The sequence below is a fragment of the Oceanobacillus sp. FSL K6-0127 genome (genome assembly GCF_037983385.1).
In the GTDB taxonomy this organism is placed as follows: Bacteria; Bacillota; Bacilli; order Bacillales; family Amphibacillaceae; genus Oceanobacillus; species Oceanobacillus profundus.
The window spans coordinates 2,360,794-2,377,259 of the sequence record NZ_CP150287.1; the positions used below are offsets into that span (position 1 = coordinate 2,360,794).

The window sequence follows — 16,466 nt, forward strand, 5'->3', positions numbered from 1 at the left end:
TTTACTTGCATACCAATTTAACTCTATGTTTTTTTATTAAAAATTGGTTTTATCCACGTTTTTATGCGATAATTCTAAAAAACTAATTCAGTTAAACCGCGTTATAAAAATTTTAAAATTGAAAAATGCTCAATCAAAGGGGGAATTACATGTCAGATTATACATATCAGCTACTTGCAATTATCCTTTATTTAATTGCAATGATAGCCATTGGCTTGTATGCATACAAGCGAACAACGAACTTAGATGATTACATGCTTGGAGGAAGAAATCTAAATGCGACGGTGTCGGCACTTAGTGCTGGAGCTTCAGATATGTCACAATGGCTATTGATGGGACTTCCTGGTGCTATTTATCTTTCAGGGCTTGTAGAAGGTTGGATAGCAATTGGGCTGCTTCTTGGTGCTTGGTTAAACTGGATTTTTGTTGCACCACGACTTCGCGTTTATACACAAGTATCAAATAATTCGATTACCATTCCGAGCTTTTTTGATAATCGGTTGAAAGATAACTCAAAAGTATTACGAATCGTATCTGGTATTATAATTTTAGTTTATTTTACATTTTACGTTTCGTCAGGGATGGTAGCAGGTGGAGTTTTCTTTGAAAGCTCATTTGGTTATAACTATCATACGGGTCTACTTGTTGTTGCAGGTGTAACCATTGTCTATACATTTATTGGTGGCTTCCTTGCGGTTAGCTTTACGGATGTGGTACAAGGGACGATGATGTTTCTTGCACTTGTCCTTGTCCCGATTTTCGGTGTTTTTCTAACTGGTGGGATTGGCGATACGATAAGTACAATTCAAGAATTTGATCCAACACTGCTTAGCTTCTTTGCAACAGCAACAGCTACTGGAGTCATCTCCTCCTTAGCGTGGGGATTAGGTTATTTTGGACAGCCACATATTATTGTAAGATTTATGGCGATTCAATCGGTAAAGGAAACGAAAAAAGCAAGGAGAATCGGAATTGGCTGGATGTTTCTTTCTTTAGTTGGTGCAGCAGCTACTGCTCTAGTGGGTGTTGCATATTTTCAGCAAAATCCTGATATTACATTAACAAACCATGAAGCAGTTTTTATCCAATTAGGTCAAATTATTTTCCATCCATTTATTGCCGGAATCATGCTTGCAGCTGTATTGGCAGCGATTATGAGTACGGTGTCCTCACAATTAATCGTAACCTCCTCGGCATTGGTTGAAGATATTTATAAGGCTGTATTTAAATCAGATGCAAGTGATAAGCAGCTTGTGAATCTTGGAAGGTTGGCTGTATTATTTGTTTCGGCCATTGCCATGATTTTTGCTTGGCAGCAAAACGATACGATTCTTGATCTTGTATCCTTTGCCTGGGCAGGCTTTGGGGCTTCCTTTGGACCAATTATTCTTCTAACACTATATTGGAGAAAAATTACAGGAATCGGTGCGATGTGGGGTATGATTGTTGGTGCGGTTACCGTATTTGTTTGGGGAACTTCCAAACTTTCCAAATACCTATATGAAATTGTACCAGGCTTTTTATTATGTTTACTAGTTGCGGTCGTTGTCAGTCTACTGACATATAAGCGAAATGAAGCGGTAGAGCATGAATTCAATGAAACACTTGAAATTATTAAAAGAGAAAAATAGGAATGATTATGAACGAACGAGTCTTGCTATTGGCAGGGCTCGTTTTACATATGTCCATCAAAAGGATACTTGATTTCTACTAAAATGTTTCATAGATTTAAAAGTAGGTAATAGTATGGAATAGAGGACAAATAATATGTAGGAGGAATGCAAGATGTCAGAAACAAAAGCAATGATTGATGTTGTTAATCCTGCGAACGGTGAAAAGATTGAATCCATCCCACGTGCTGGTAAGGAAGAAGCAACTGCAGCAGTAGACCGTGCTTATAAAGCATTCCAGGAGTGGTCGGAGAGAACGGCAGAAGAGCGTAGTGAGCTGTTAATGAAATGGCATCACTTGATTCAGGAAGAAGTGGAAGATATTGCGAAGACAATGACGCTGGAGCAAGGAAAACCACTTGAAGAAGCAAAGGGTGAAGTTACGTATGCCAATAACTTCATTTCTTGGTATGCTGAGGAAGGAAAACGCGTTTATGGGGAAACAATCCCAGCTTCGGCCCGTAATAAACGGATCATGGTACATAAGCAGCCAGTAGGAGTAATTGCTGCCATTACACCATGGAATTTCCCTGCGGCAATGATTACTAGAAAAGTAGCCCCCGCTCTGGCTGCAGGCTGCACAGCGGTTGTGAAGCCTGCGAGTGCAACCCCGCTAACAGCAATAAAACTTGGGAATTTAGCGCAAAAAGCTGGGATACCAGAGGGGGTTCTAGAAATTCTACCTGGAGATTCAGGTGAAATTAGTGACGCTTGGATGGAGGATACACGTGTACGCAAGGTTTCGTTTACGGGATCTACCGAGGTTGGAAAGGTTCTGATGCGTAAATCGGCTGACACGGTGAAAAAGATATCCTTGGAATTAGGTGGACATGCACCACTAATTGTCATGAATGATGCGGATCTTGATAAAGCGGCAGAAGGGGCAGTACGTTCGAAATTCCGAAATGCAGGGCAAACCTGTGTTTGCAGTAACCGAATTTATGTGCATGAGGACGTTGTAGATGCATTTACGGATAAATTTAAGCAAAAAGTTAGCCAGCTAAAGGTTGGCAATGGCATGGATGAAGGGGTAGATATTGGCCCATTAATTGACAAAGATGCATATGAAAAAGTTAATCAACATTTAAAGGATGCGCTTGATCAAGGTGCTGAACTTATTCACGGAGGGGAATCCTATCAGGAATCAGATGGATATTTTGTTGAACCAACTGTACTGAAAGGGGTAACCGAAGAGATGCTGTGTATGAATGAGGAAACATTCGGACCGTTGGCACCGATATCAACATTTACGACAGAATCGGAAGTGATTGATCGCGCTAACAACACGCCATATGGGCTAGCTGCTTACCTATTCACAGAAAGTATATCAAAAGCAGTCCGTATAGGAGAAAAGCTGGAATATGGAATTGTTGGAATTAACGATGGCATGCCTTCTACTGTACAAGCTCCGTTTGGGGGATTCAAGGAAAGCGGACTCGGTCGCGAAGGTGGTCACCATGGTATGGAAGAATATTTAGAAGTGAAGTATTTTTCAATTGGTATCTAATTAAAAAAACCAGACCTGTAGGAGCAGCGTTCTCTTGCAGGTTTTTCCTTATTAAAATTGAATGCAATGTATAGATGGCAAGCCGTCCATTGTTAAATTGAAATGAATACGCTTTATTTTAAATTAACAGAAAATAGCTATCTTTCTATATAGAATTATGATAGAATCTTCATTTAACGAATCATTTACACGAAAAACGTTCAATACATAATTAGGAACGCAGGAGGAACAGCTAGATGAAGACATTAGGAAAAATCAGTAATTTTGCAACAAGTACATTCGCACTTTGGGTCATTATTTTCGCAATATTTAGTTATTTATATCCTGCTGGCTTTGCGTGGATTGCTCCACGTATCCCACTCCTCTTAGGAATTATCATGTTCGGGATGGGATTAACATTATCCGTAAATGATTTTAAAGGCATTTTTAAACAACCGAAAAGTGTACTTATTGGAGTGGTGGCACAATATACCATTATGCCGTTATTAGCATTTGGTTTAGCACATCTTTTCCAATTGCCGCCAGAGGTTGCAGTTGGTGTCATTCTTGTTGGATGTTGTCCTGGGGGAACAGCATCGAATGTTATGACATTTATGGCGAAAGGTAATACGGCATTATCGGTTACAGTTACTTCTGTTTCAACTTTGCTTGCACCGATTATGACACCCTCACTTACATTTTTACTTGCAAGTCAATGGCTTCCAGTATCGTTTGGTGATATGTTTATGTCGATTGTACAGGTCGTATTATTGCCGATTGTGCTAGGAGTAATCGTTCGTCTTTTATTTAGTAAACAAGTAGATAAAAGTGTCTCAGTTTTGCCATTAGTTTCAGTTATTGGTATTGTTGCAGTGGCTGCTGCTGTTGTCGCGGTAAACAAAGGCTCGATTGCTGAGACAGGACTGTTAATATTTGCTGTTGTAGTCTTGCATAATTGTTTGGGTCTCCTTGTGGGCTATGTTATTGCGAAGTTGTTTAAGTTAAATTTTAAAGATCAGAAAGCTGTTTCAATCGAAGTTGGAATGCAAAATTCAGGACTTGGCGCCGCATTGGCACTGACGCATTTTGCACCAATCGCTGCAGTACCAAGTGCAATTTTTAGTGTATGGCACAATATTTCTGGTCCTATTTTAGCAACATGGTGGGGAAAGCGAAGCATCGAACAATCGAATAAATCGGAACAAACGAAGGAAGCTGGTTAAATTAAGTACTTCGTATAAAGTCATTCCTGTTTGCATAAGTAAGACTATACCGTTTGCTCGAACCTCTCATAACTGATGTTACGAGAAGTTGATTCATCTACACAACTGAAGTCGCGAATATTCGCTACTAATGATAAAAGGCTTGTAAGCAATTAATTTTCATAACAATCTTTCGTAATAAAATTGTAAAAAAATTGCCGAAAACCTAATAGTGACAGTTATAGATGAAAAGGGTATACTACTGCTAGAGAGGTGCAAAGAATGGAATTTAATATTGGGCCCCGTATGGTAAAAACCGGCCTTGCGGTGGCTTTGACATTACTCGTTACCGGTTTAATTGGATTAGAGTTGGAGCTTGTAGCAGCAATTGCGGCTGTACTAGCGATGCAGCCATCTATCATGCGTTCGTTCAAGTATATTAAAGAAGTAGTTATTTCAAACAGCGTGGGAGTGGCGTTTGCTTTAGCTGGATTGGTATTGCTTGGTAATCATCCAATCTCTGTTGCCGCAGTTGTTATTATTTCCATTGCGATTAACATACGGCTCGGTTTGAATAAGACGGTTAGTTTAACAGTGCTGACTATTGTAACAATTATGCTAGTCAGTGACGCTGGAATTAACTTCATTTACATTATTGAACGTTTATCACTTGTTGCAATTGGTGTGCTATCCGCATTTATCGTTAATGTGCTTGTATATCCACCAGACCATCAGAAAATCTTGTTTTCGATGATAAAAAATGCAAGTGAGAAAACGAATTTCCTTCTCCGGGTTATTCCGAATCAAACAATGAGCGTTCCGCAAATGAAGGATGAAGATAAAGAATTAGAGAAGATGATCCAGCGTACACGAGATTATTATGAAATTATTTCCGATGAACGAAATAGCTTGTTCATTAAGAAGCGTCCGGATTTCTTACGAACAATTATTCTTTATAAGCATATGATTAAAGTTTTACGAAAAAAACATACATTGATTCAGCACCTGGAGAATAATTTTAAAAATATCGAAAATATATCGAGTGCTAAATTTCACTTAATCAAAAAGTTGGTTATTGAAATTAATGCTTACAGCGAAAATGTTTTATTAATGTATGAAGATAAGGTTATTTTGGATAAGGATTTGCAAAAAGAAACGAAAGTAGCAATGCAGGTTACCATTAACAATATCATTGATGCCCTGCAAGGATCTGACTTTGAAAAGTGGACGTACGTTTTTCCAATTGCGAATAGTATTATTGAGTTATTTTATGAGCTTGATAAATTAGAGCGTCTGGTTCGAATTAATCAACAAAGACGAAATAAGAGCTAGGGCTTTGATTCAATTTTTTTATATGAATCGAAATGGGATGTAAAAAAAGAGGCTGTGACCAAAATAAAATGGTCATAGCCTTTTTGGTTTTTACTGTTTCTAATTATATGTTTTTATGAAATGAATTAAAACAACCATTCCGCTTCAATTTTTTGTTTGTTTACCGATACTATAATGGGTGCAATATTCTAAAAGAGGTTGAGAGGGAGCATTGAATGAGAAAGTTTTTAAGGATGGACAGTTTAAAAAAGAAACTATTAACGATATTTTTGGTATTAACGATTGTACCGATGTGGATAACCATAACGGTCATCTGGATAACAACGAACAGTGGGTTCAATGATTTGATTGATGACCAGCAGCAAACGATGGAGCATATTATTCAATCAGAATTTGATAACATTGCAGAAGAGCTCCAAAAAATAACGGAAATCTATTCACAAGATTTGGAGTTCGTACAAGCTTACCATCAACGAGACCGTGAAACATTAGTAGATCTTGTAAATGACATTTATTCACGACTGTTTTCAGAGCATGGGATTGACAAAATTGAGTATGGCGATACAGATGGAATTGTATTTCTAAGGGGTCATGAACCGACTCAGTATGGGGATGACAAAAGTAATTTGGAAGCAATTCAATATGCGTTGGATGGCGAGTCTATTTCTGGTTTTGAATTTGGGACATCTGGACTTTCGGTAAGAGCCTTTGTTCCGATCTCTTATCAACAGGAAATTATCGGAACGTTGCAGATGGGTGTCGATGATCATTTTCTAGAAGCATTACAAGAAAAACTAAAGGGCGTTACCATTAATTTGTATAATACGGAAGGTACAATTGTGGAATCCTCTGAAGAAGAAAATATTGAAAGAACGATGAGCGATGCTTCTATTCTAGCTAATGTGATGAATGGTCAAAAGATTTCACACCATAATGAGGAAACATTGGAATCCTATTTACCAATGCTTAGTCCAACAGGAAATGAAATAATTGGTGTCATTGGCATCTCACAAGATATATCTACAATTGGTGCAACAAACAGTCAGCTTTCCTGGATTAGTGTAATCATGGTTGTCGGCTTTATTATTATCGCTCTATTTGTATCAATTCGCTTCAGCAAAACGATAGCGAATCCGATACGGAGAATCTCAGAGCTTATGCTAGAGTTATCGAAAGGCAATTTACGAATAGCGATTAAAGATAATCAGCAAGAAGATGAAGTTGGACAATTAACACGTGCAATGCAAACCATGCGTGACAATTTGCATGCTACTTTATCAAAGGTAGCTGAAGCATCAGAAAATGTTTCGGCAAAGAGCGAAGAAATGACACAATCATCGCAGGAGGTAAGAACTGGCTCCGAGCAAATTGCAATTACTATGCAGGAAATTGCTGAAGGTACTGAAAAACAAGCAAATAGCGCAAGTGAGCTTGCAAGTGCGATGGGAAGTTTTGCTTCTAGTGTCCAAGAAACGAATCAACAAGGAGAACAAATTCGAACTGTTTCCCTCGATATAATAGACATGACAGAAGAGGGCATGCAATTGATGGCATCCTCGGATTCTCAAATGGTGAAAATCGATGCCATTGTCCAAGAAGCGGTTACAAAGATGGAAACGTTGGATAAACAATCGCAGGAAATCACAAAGCTTGTCGAAGTAATTCAAGATATTGCCAGCCAGACAAATTTACTTGCTTTAAATGCTGCGATTGAAGCGGCAAGAGCAGGAGAATCAGGAAAAGGATTTGCCGTTGTAGCTGATGAGGTGAGAAAGCTGGCTGAGCAAGTATCAGAGTCGGTTTCTGATATCACCGGTTTTGCAACGAACATACAACGCGAATCCAGCGATGTTGCAAATGCGTTAATGACGGGATATCAAGAGGTTGAAGCTGGAACAGCGCAAATTAAGTCAACAGGAGAAACATTCCATAAAATCAGCGCTTCTGTAACGGATATGGCTGAAAATATTCAAGCAACAGCAGAAAACTTGTCTGCAGTAGTCGCAAGCAGCCAGGAGATGAATGCTTCAATCGAAGAGATTGCTTCTGTTTCAGAAGAAGTAGCTGCAGGAGTTGAAGAAGCCGCAGCAACCTCGGAGCAATCAAGCAGTTCGATGGATGAAATTGCTGCAGGATCATCCCAGCTTGCTAACCTAGCAGAAGAATTGAATGGGCTTGTACAGAAATTTAAATTATAAGTCTGTGGCTTCCAGGTGTTGTTTTGAGGAGCATTTACGAAATTACTAGACAAAGGATAATATGACAAAAGAAAGCCATCTACTTAGATGGCTTTCTTTATTAGATGTCAAGGATCTTATGTAGTATTCTTAACAAATAATAATAAAAGGTTTATCTCAATATCCTTTAAAGCGAGGTGTGTTCCGACTTATTCATAGTTTGTTTCACCTCTTAAACTACTTATCTTCAGATAATATGTTTTTAAGGCTATTCAACCAATTATTTTTAAGCGTGTCTACCGCTTCTTCTTTATATTTCTTATTTTCCAACCCATCAATAATCATATCATGCTCATTAATAGACTTTTGTTTTGGGATGGCATTATGAAAGTAGAATGATTCTATTCTTATTATTTTCTCTTTTAATTTAGTTAATAGCTTTTCAAGCTCTTTATTCTTAGACATTCTAACAATATGCCCATGAAACTCAATATCGTATTGGAGACATTTTTTGGCGTTGCTTTCTTCAATAGCACTCTTATAAAGGTTATTTATTTCTGCAAGCTGCTTCAATTGTGAAGGAGTGGTGTGAATGAATGCTTCTTGTAGTGCAAGTGATTCCAGAGCAATAACTATGCTATAAGTTTCTTTAACCTCCGTAATGTTAATAGGTGCAACCATGGTGAAACTATTCGGTTTGCTAACAATAAAACCCTCATCCTCTAACCTTAACATAGCCTCTCTTATTGGTGTCCGGCTTATACCTAATTGCTCTGATAATTCCTTATCCTTAATCTTCATCTCAGGTTTTAATTCACCAGATATAATGGCATCTTTAATGATTTCATAAGCATTATTACGCATCGATACACGATTAATTTTATTCCCTTTTAAATTCATTTTATCACCCGCAAAAAAGTATTTACTTTTTGATATTTAATATGTAATATATCAGTTATGATGAGTTTATTCAAGTCTGGAGGGGAATTTATATGAAGCCGAAAAACATAAATGTTTTACTTGTTATTACAATTGTTTGTATTTCTTTATCAGCTATTTTCGTAAAATTATCTAATGCACCTTCTACCATTATGGTTATGTATCGGATGTTTTTAGGATGTCTGTTATTATTGCCGTTTGTTCTAAAGTATAGAAAAACACTAAAACAGATTACAAGAAAAGAATGGCTTGCTATTATCTTCGCGGGTATGTTTTTAGCGGGTCATTTTGGATTGTGGTTTGAATCACTTAATCATACATCTGTTGCAAGTTCTACTTTGATATTAGCATTACAGCCAGCGATAGCACTAATTGGAGGGCTTATTTTCTTTAAAGAAAAAATACATTTACGTACACTTTTAACTTTGGGCATTGCTTTTTTTGGAGTTGCTATTGTTGGAGGAGGTAACCTTGGGTTAGGCAGAGATGTATTATTTGGAAATATATTATCACTACTATCTGTTTTTTCTGTAGTATTTTATCTGTTAATTGGTCAAAGAAACGTGAAATCAATTAATCATTGGGTTTACAGCTTTCTAGTTTTCTTTTTTGCGGGTACAACCATGATTATTTTTAATATCATTGGTGAAATTCCTCTTAACGGTTATTCAGCTAATGATTGGATGGTATTTATATTACTTGCCATTTTTCCAACTGGGGCACATATCATATATAACTTATTGTTGAATTATGTAAATACAACCACTGTATCTATGAGTACTTTAGGTGAACCTATCGGTGCTTCATTATTAGCTATTGTTTTCCTGAATGAAATGTTAACATTTGTAGAGATATTTGGCGGCTCTTTAATCATTATTGGGATTTATCTGTTCTTAAAATGGCAAAGTGGTACAAACAAGGTCTTATCAAAACAAGCAAAAAATGCTTAATGACTGATTAATCCCACAGATAAGAATTTGAATATTAAAAGAGCATAATTTAAAAGTTGATTAGACATTTTGGGTTAATAACCTTTTTTTTGGTTTTTTAAGGATTCGTATTAAGTTATTAAAATAACAGGAATCCTTATCAAGAAACTCGAGCGACTATTCAATTTACGTTGATCGGATGTTTTTACCATGGTAAAAAAGGGCAGTTTATTTGGGAGGTAATTGGAAAGGATATGATTTTACGTGAGATTATACGATAAGCCGATTAAAGCATATTTACATAACGATTTAAGTGCTGTTGAGGAACATGGTAGGCAACTCATATACTTTTTTGAAAAGGGGTACGTGACAGTTCTCGGTGAATTTGAATGTGAGAAATATATTGGAAAAACAGCTTATATTATTTTTAATCAGGAGGATGTTATATCTGTTGGTAAAGGAATGCTGCGATTTGTTGATGGCGAGGACAAATAAATCGTTCGTACTGCATGATGATAGGACTCTTCTTGAAGTCATTGGTGAAAGTGTTAAGTAAGGCGATCATTAATTTGGTCGTCCTTTTTTTAGGGTGTATTAATTGAATATTATGGTATTATTTAAGAAGGAGATATTGCTTAAACGGCAAAGTAGCTAAAGAGTCCAATTGGATTGTGTTCAACAATCGAGCCATGCTGTTAAAGACCTAGCAATAACGAATAAGCAAATATTGGGATTGACTACTAGCATCTTTTTCTTTGACGAAGGTACAGGTTTGTTCTGCGGAATTAGAAAATTAAAAAGTTTTAAACGAGGGAGTTTGAAAATGGAAAATGAAGAAGTAAAAATGTTAAAAAGGGAACTGCACAAAGAAATTATTGTTTTGAAAAACGAACAAAAATCATTCAAGCGACGTGTCAGCACTATTGCAAACATAATTATTCCTGGAATTGGATTTGTCTTCTATGGTAGCTCTTTTTTAAAAGCTCTTATCTTTTTTCTTCTTTTCTTCTCCTATAACATTATATATTTTAATAATCTTTACCCTCTAATTGGTGGTATAGGTATTGCTATTATATATTATATTCCAGCAGTAATAATTTGGTTTGTCAGTACAATAATGGTCGCCAGTCTGGACGATTGAATTTTTCACGGGTGGGTGCATTCTGATTATCTTTACAACAATCCGGCAAGATTGGTGAAGTAAATTTAGAGGTAAATTTAGAGAAGGTGCGCTTTATTAATAAGAAACTTAAAACAGAAAGTAATTGTTTGAAAACACAGACGAGAAAAGAGGTAGGTATGGTGTGGAAACAGAGCTTTATTGAGACAAGCCGAGGAAGATTTGAATATTTTCAAAAGGGAAACGGAGAGCCACTATGTGTAACTCACCTGTATAGCGAATATAATACAAATGGAAATACATTTGCCCAACCATTTACGGATCGCTATACGGTTTATTTAGTGAATTTGAAAGGATGCGGTAACTCGGTGAAAGCAGTGCATGAATCAGAGTATCGTATGTCTGAAACGGTTAAGGATTTAGAGGCAATTCGGGAAGCATTAAACATTGCGAAATGGGGATTTGCAGGGCATTCAACAGGAGGAATGCTTGCATTAATGTATGGAGCAACAGCACAGGAGAGCCTAACAAAAATAATTGGCGGAGGGCTATGCGCATCAGCTGCATATATGGATCACCCAGGAAGTATCTATTGTAAAGAGAATCCGAATAACGCTCGTATAATTGAAATTTTACGCTTGCTTGATTCACCAACAACCCCGATTGAAGAAAGAAGAGCATTAAATAAAGAGTGGTTTTTAATGTCTATCTTCGACTACGAACAGTACGAAGAAATTATAAATCGTCCAAACAGTGGAAAAGCGGTCAGTCCACGTCTCAACTATTTTTCATACCAAGAATTGAAAACCTACGACGTCAGACCCTTGTTACCTAGTATTCAAATTCCTGCATCTATTTATTGCGGGCTTTATGATGCGCAATGTCCGCATGTTTTTTCAAAAGAAGCAGCAGATTTAATGCCAAATGCAAGTATGACAACTTTTGAGAGAAGCAATCATAATCCATTTGTAGAAGAGGAAGAGTCGTTTGTTCAGTTTGTTCAAAGTACGGTAAGCAATTAGGTTAACTATTTAGAATATAAATTAGGTGGTGTAATAATGAGAGCTCTGCTCGTAATCGACGTGCAACATGCTATTGTAGAATGTAAAGATTTCCAGCAAGAACTGAACAATATAGAATCTATTATTCGTGATTTTAAAGAAAATGAGGAGCCCATAATTTTTATAAGACATTTAGAAGGTGATGAAAAAAGTCCATTTTATAGGGAATCCCCAAGCTCAGAATTGCATCATGCTTTAAAAAAATATGCAGATATTGTAATTGAAAAGAAGACGCCAAGTTCCTTTTTTCAGACAAATCTGAGTGAAAAGTTAGATCAACTCGGAGTAAATCATCTCTTTATAACAGGATTCGAAACAGAATTTTGCTGTCAATTTACTGCAATCGCTGCTTATGACAGAGGCTATCGGGTAACGTTTATTGAAGATGCAACTGGGACGGTTAATGACGAAGCTACTTATGAAATGAAAGGATTGGATATAAGAGATTTCGTTGGAACTGTATTGCATTGGTCAACTGTTATAGAAGTACTCGACCAAGAGGAGTATGTGGGGAAGTATCAATCTTCAACCAAAGCTTAAAAGATAGAACCTGTACGTGAATGGGCAGTTTCCTATAGGGAACTATCAGATTTATGATAAGATGATTGTATACAAAATCGTTAAAGAAGGTCACTACCCAATGAAGAAAAAAAAGATACAAAAAACGAATGCCATCCGCTTGTTGGATAAAGAAAAAATTGACTATACCATTTATGAATATCCGTGGAACGAGGAGCAGTTAGATGCTCGGACTGCTGCGGAAAAAGTAGGTATGCAACTTGATAAAATATATAAAACCTTAGTGACAGTCGGTGATAAGACTGGTGTGACGATAGCCTGTATCCCAGCTGAAAATGAACTCGATTTAAAAGCATTAGCAAAAGTAAGTGACAACAAAAAGATGGAAATGCTACCGATGAAGGATTTAGAAAAAACAACAGGCTATATACGTGGTGGCTGCTCACCGATTGGAATGAAAAAAAGTTTTTCAACGTATCTTGCTACTGAAGCTAAAACGATGGGAAGAATCGTTGTCTCAGCTGGAAAAAGAGGGATGCAAATCGAATTAGCACCATTTGATTTGATAACTGTAACAAAAGCAGCCTATGCAGAAATTGCTTCAAGAAATAGTTAAATAATTTATTACCTTAGGAATCAATTCACCCTATAAGTGGATTGATTTTTTTTCCTATTACCTAGTTATCTCCTTTAACTTCACTAAAAGAAAAAACATTGCATCTACATCATACACCTTTCAACACAACCTAGAAAAAATTCGTAATGAGACAACCTTGCACTTTCATACACTATAATTGGAGTTTTTTTCGTGATTCACCGGTATGATTCACCATTCTTAAGGAAAGAATAATTTAATATACACAAAGAGAGGGAAATGAGTTATGAACCAGTATTTAACACATACGGAATTAGAGAACTTACATTATTTGATAGGTGAACATCAGAAAATTGCCAATCAGTTAGAAGTGCTTGCACAAACTTCAGCAAACCCTAAAATCAAATCGAATCTGAAAATAGCTGCAGAATCTGCGAAAGCAGCACATAATCAATTGTTATCATCTTTTCGTTAATGAGCCTGAGTATAAACTACTCGGGTTTCTTTATTTACCGATTCCAATCAGGATATGATGTTATCACTTAAAAAACCTGTCTCACTGATCCGCGAGACAGGTTTCCGTATTAACGATTGTTGTTATTGTTTCTGTTACGTTTATTATTGTTATCGTTGTTGTTATTGTTGTTGTTGTTATTGTTATCTAAATCATCTAGAAATTCGTTCGCGAACTCAACGTTATTAACTTCCTGGTTATTATTGTTATGATTGTTGTTATTGTTGTTTCTATTGCGGTTGTTCTGTCTGTTATTCATGTTATTCCTCCTAGGATTTGTTTGTAAAAACAATTCACTACATCATAAAGTGGCTTTTACAATCCATATTGTGTACCATTTTATAAAAAATACTCCTACAAATACAAAATATTATTTTTCATCTTGATTTGTTGGATCATTTGGTTTATCTAACTCCGAACTAAACTCTGTTTGGAAATATCGTTTTGGAAGGTAAACAACTTTGTTCTCCGTATTTTTTAAATTTCGTAACACTTCTCGCCTCATATATTGATGGAAAAATACTTCCCCAACGGTGATGACGGCGGCAGTTATAAATGCTGCTGAACCAATTGGAACGGATGCGTTAAAGAGCATATTTCCAATAAAAAGCACAACTACCCATGCAAGGATAAAATCGCTGATTAATGCCATGCTTTTTTCAATCAATGGTATAACAAACACATCACCAAGAAAAGCCAGTCCAGTAAGAAGCACACTTGTTGTTATTACTCCTGCAAAAGAAACATTGAAAAAGAGTCCAAGGACAATGCTTACAATGACAGTTGTTAAAATAAATTTAATGATTAACGGTTTGATATATTTCATAGAATCCGCATCCTCTCTATAGTGAACATACTTTTTATAGGTTATCCCATTCTAAGAGAAGTCATTCATTGGAAAATAAACATGGTGAGTTAACTATTCATGACAATAAAAAAGACCCCTTCAAAATTGAAGGGACTCAACTTCCTAGCTTTCTTTTTTTAATGCTTGGCGGATATAGGTAAGAAATTCATTTGCTTTTGCTTCGGGAGCTTTTGTTAGTAAACTAACTTCAATAAAAAGAATCGTTGAAATTCCAATTCCCCAAAGTCCCGAGGCAAGTCCAAATGGTTTCACTTGGAAAAACTCGAGAAGAATAACAATAATCCCAGCAACTAAAACACTGGAAAGAACACCTGCTGCACTTCCTCTTTTCCAAAAGAAGGTTCCAATGATTGCTGGCACAACTACAATTAATCCAGCCGAGGAAGCTACAGAAAGCACTGCAATTAAATTCAGTTGCATTTCAGCAAAAAGATAGGCAAGGAGAGCGATGATTGGAATAACAATTTTTCCAACTCGAAGCTGTAACCTGTCACTCGTATTCTTTTTGATATTTCCATAAACATCCTTAGCAAAAAGGGATGATAACGTTAATAAAATCGAATCGATTGTTGAAATTGCCGCCGCCATGATCCCAACCATGACGATAACTCCAAGGACAGGAGGTACTAAATCTGAAGAAAGCACCAATGGTGTTGCAAGATCAGCGTTTTCTAAGTTAGGAAACATGATTGCAGCAGAGTAGCCCCAGATAATAGCAACAAAGGTATAAATAAAACCAAATACAAGAAAGCCCATCAGCATATTTTTTAAGCTTTTTAAGGATGCTGGCATATACAAACGTTGACTGACTTGTGGATTGGAAAGACTAAAGAAGAACCAAGGAATCGTTAATCCTAGAAATGTAAGAAAACTAAAAAATCCGTTACCTGGAACCGTTAATAATTCAGGTTGCGTCGTTTCAATCGTTTCAAAGAATGTAGTAAACCCACCTAATCCGTTCACAAGAATAAGTACAACCACTGTAGAGCTAACAATCATAAACAATGCTTGAAGGGAGTCTGTCCATGCTACAGAACGAATACCGGCAATGTATGTAAAAACAATCGCAAGTAGTGTAGCAATAAGGACACCTGTCGTATAAGGAATAGCATTATTCGTAACACCTTGCAATAAGTAACCGACACCTGAAAGCTGAACAGCACTGTACGGTATAAGAAACAAACAGTTTGTAACCGCAACAACAATTGCAACATATTTATTATCATAACGATCACCAAGCATTTCAGATGGTGTCACATACCCATACTTTTTCCCCACCACCCAAAATCGAGGACCAAAGAAGGCAACTAATGAAACACCCATCAAGTATATTAGTTCAAACCCGAGTGCTCCTACACCACCACTATAGGTTAGACCAGCTAGCCCCACGAGCATAAATGCACTGTAAGTGGTAGCGCTGTAGCTAAGTGCTGAGACAAATCCACCCATTTTTCGGTCGCCGAGAAAATAGCTCTCCATATTATGCTGTTTGCCCGTTCTGGATAGAAATGCAATAACGAGGGCCAGCAAGACGTAAATCGAAATAGCCCACCAAACAAGAGAAGTTGTCATTATTTTTTACCCCAATTCTTTGTCAAGAAATAATTCATGATAATTGTAATAAGTGCCAAAGCAATCCATAACAAGAAGCTTCCATACCATTTTGTAACATTCGCGAGCACGGTATAGGGAAGGATAAATGCTAGTAAAACAATAACCAAGATAAGTAATGCCCATGTTAACTCATTTGTTTTCATCAAATACCTCCGAAACATGTAATCAATAATCTATTTTGCCACTGAAAGATAAGGTCATCCGTAAATCGTTTACAAATTGTCGTTGTCTAATTAAAGCATGAATATGATATTTAATGTGAAAAAATTCACATTAAAAGGACTACTTAGTATAAATTTTGGACAAACCTCCTATATCAACATTTAAAATATATAAGAATTATCATAGCAAATAGATTTAATTTTTGCCATATTTTATTTGAATTTATAATAGGTTTTATTTAAGTGGATATTGGAGTTGGGGGGGAGAATCTTGAAATA

Annotated in this window: 17 protein-coding genes; 12 read left to right on the forward strand and 5 right to left on the reverse strand. The window is 36.5% G+C overall.

Annotation, left to right across the window (positions count from 1 at the left end; translation table 11 throughout):
• The first annotated feature begins 149 nt into the window (after positions 1-149).
• From putP to MHH64_RS11750, 5 genes are all read left to right on the forward strand, one after another.
• Positions 150-1,631 carry a sodium/proline symporter PutP gene (gene putP / locus MHH64_RS11730; protein ID WP_095307418.1) on the forward strand — a complete coding sequence of 494 codons (1,482 nt, stop codon included), beginning with the start codon at positions 150-152 and terminating at the stop codon, positions 1,629-1,631.
• 154 nt (positions 1,632-1,785) lie between these two features.
• Entirely contained in the window at positions 1,786-3,177 is a 1,392-nt protein-coding gene (locus MHH64_RS11735; protein WP_118890292.1) for an NAD-dependent succinate-semialdehyde dehydrogenase, read from the forward strand.
• A 236-nt stretch (positions 3,178-3,413) separates the two neighbouring features.
• Complete coding sequence (locus MHH64_RS11740) at positions 3,414-4,379, forward strand: bile acid:sodium symporter family protein (RefSeq protein WP_095307416.1); 966 nt, start codon at positions 3,414-3,416, stop codon at positions 4,377-4,379.
• A gap of 261 nt (positions 4,380-4,640) precedes the next feature.
• On the forward strand, positions 4,641-5,690 hold the full coding sequence (locus MHH64_RS11745) for an aromatic acid exporter family protein (protein ID WP_251659991.1): 1,050 nt from the start codon (positions 4,641-4,643) through the stop codon (positions 5,688-5,690).
• Positions 5,691-5,905: 215 nt separating this feature from the next.
• The gene (locus MHH64_RS11750; RefSeq protein ID WP_340001813.1) at positions 5,906-7,888 is read left to right on the forward strand and encodes a methyl-accepting chemotaxis protein; all 1,983 of its coding nucleotides are present in this window, start codon (positions 5,906-5,908) and stop codon (positions 7,886-7,888) included.
• 216 nt (positions 7,889-8,104) lie between these two features.
• On the opposite strand, the gene MHH64_RS11755 is transcribed toward MHH64_RS11750, so the two are convergent.
• Entirely contained in the window at positions 8,105-8,767 is a 663-nt protein-coding gene (locus tag MHH64_RS11755) for a GntR family transcriptional regulator (protein WP_340001814.1), read from the reverse strand.
• 92 nt (positions 8,768-8,859) lie between these two features.
• Between MHH64_RS11755 and MHH64_RS11760 the strand changes: the two genes are divergently transcribed.
• The 7 genes from MHH64_RS11760 to MHH64_RS11790 all read left to right on the forward strand — a co-directional run bounded on the left by MHH64_RS11760 (position 8,860) and on the right by MHH64_RS11790 (position 13,505).
• Positions 8,860-9,756, forward strand: a complete 897-nt coding sequence (locus MHH64_RS11760; RefSeq protein WP_340001815.1) for a DMT family transporter — start codon at positions 8,860-8,862, stop codon at positions 9,754-9,756.
• 243 nt (positions 9,757-9,999) lie between these two features.
• The gene (locus MHH64_RS11765) at positions 10,000-10,230 is read left to right on the forward strand and encodes a hypothetical protein (protein ID WP_095307411.1); all 231 of its coding nucleotides are present in this window, start codon (positions 10,000-10,002) and stop codon (positions 10,228-10,230) included.
• A gap of 328 nt (positions 10,231-10,558) precedes the next feature.
• Positions 10,559-10,876, forward strand: coding sequence for a hypothetical protein (locus MHH64_RS11770; RefSeq protein WP_118889019.1), 318 nt, complete (start codon positions 10,559-10,561; stop codon positions 10,874-10,876).
• Positions 10,877-11,037: 161 nt separating this feature from the next.
• Positions 11,038-11,877 carry an alpha/beta hydrolase gene (locus MHH64_RS11775; RefSeq protein WP_340003276.1) on the forward strand — a complete coding sequence of 280 codons (840 nt, stop codon included), beginning with the start codon at positions 11,038-11,040 and terminating at the stop codon, positions 11,875-11,877.
• Positions 11,878-11,913: 36 nt separating this feature from the next.
• A complete protein-coding gene (locus tag MHH64_RS11780; RefSeq protein WP_118889021.1) occupies positions 11,914-12,456 on the forward strand; it encodes an isochorismatase family protein in 543 nt (180 codons plus the stop codon).
• A gap of 100 nt (positions 12,457-12,556) precedes the next feature.
• Positions 12,557-13,051 (forward strand): Cys-tRNA(Pro) deacylase, encoded by a 495-nt coding sequence (gene ybaK / locus MHH64_RS11785; protein WP_340001816.1) that lies wholly within the window; start codon positions 12,557-12,559, stop codon positions 13,049-13,051.
• Positions 13,052-13,316: 265 nt separating this feature from the next.
• A complete protein-coding gene (locus MHH64_RS11790) occupies positions 13,317-13,505 on the forward strand; it encodes a hypothetical protein (RefSeq protein ID WP_095307408.1) in 189 nt (62 codons plus the stop codon).
• 109 nt (positions 13,506-13,614) lie between these two features.
• Here MHH64_RS11790 and MHH64_RS11795 read toward each other — a convergent pair whose 3' ends face one another.
• The 4 genes from MHH64_RS11795 to MHH64_RS11810 form a co-directional block, all read right to left on the reverse strand.
• On the reverse strand, positions 13,615-13,803 hold the full coding sequence (locus tag MHH64_RS11795; RefSeq protein WP_303450133.1) for a hypothetical protein: 189 nt from the start codon (positions 13,801-13,803) through the stop codon (positions 13,615-13,617).
• Between the two features lie 111 nt (positions 13,804-13,914).
• Complete coding sequence (locus MHH64_RS11800; RefSeq protein WP_095307406.1) at positions 13,915-14,370, reverse strand: YndM family protein; 456 nt, start codon at positions 14,368-14,370, stop codon at positions 13,915-13,917.
• 144 nt (positions 14,371-14,514) lie between these two features.
• Positions 14,515-15,984, reverse strand: coding sequence for a sodium:solute symporter family protein (locus MHH64_RS11805; RefSeq protein WP_340001817.1), 1,470 nt, complete (start codon positions 15,982-15,984; stop codon positions 14,515-14,517).
• A complete protein-coding gene (locus MHH64_RS11810; protein WP_095307403.1) occupies positions 15,984-16,169 on the reverse strand; it encodes a hypothetical protein in 186 nt (61 codons plus the stop codon). Before MHH64_RS11810 ends, MHH64_RS11805 begins: the two co-directional genes overlap by 1 nt.
• Positions 16,170-16,466: the final 297 nt, after the last annotated feature.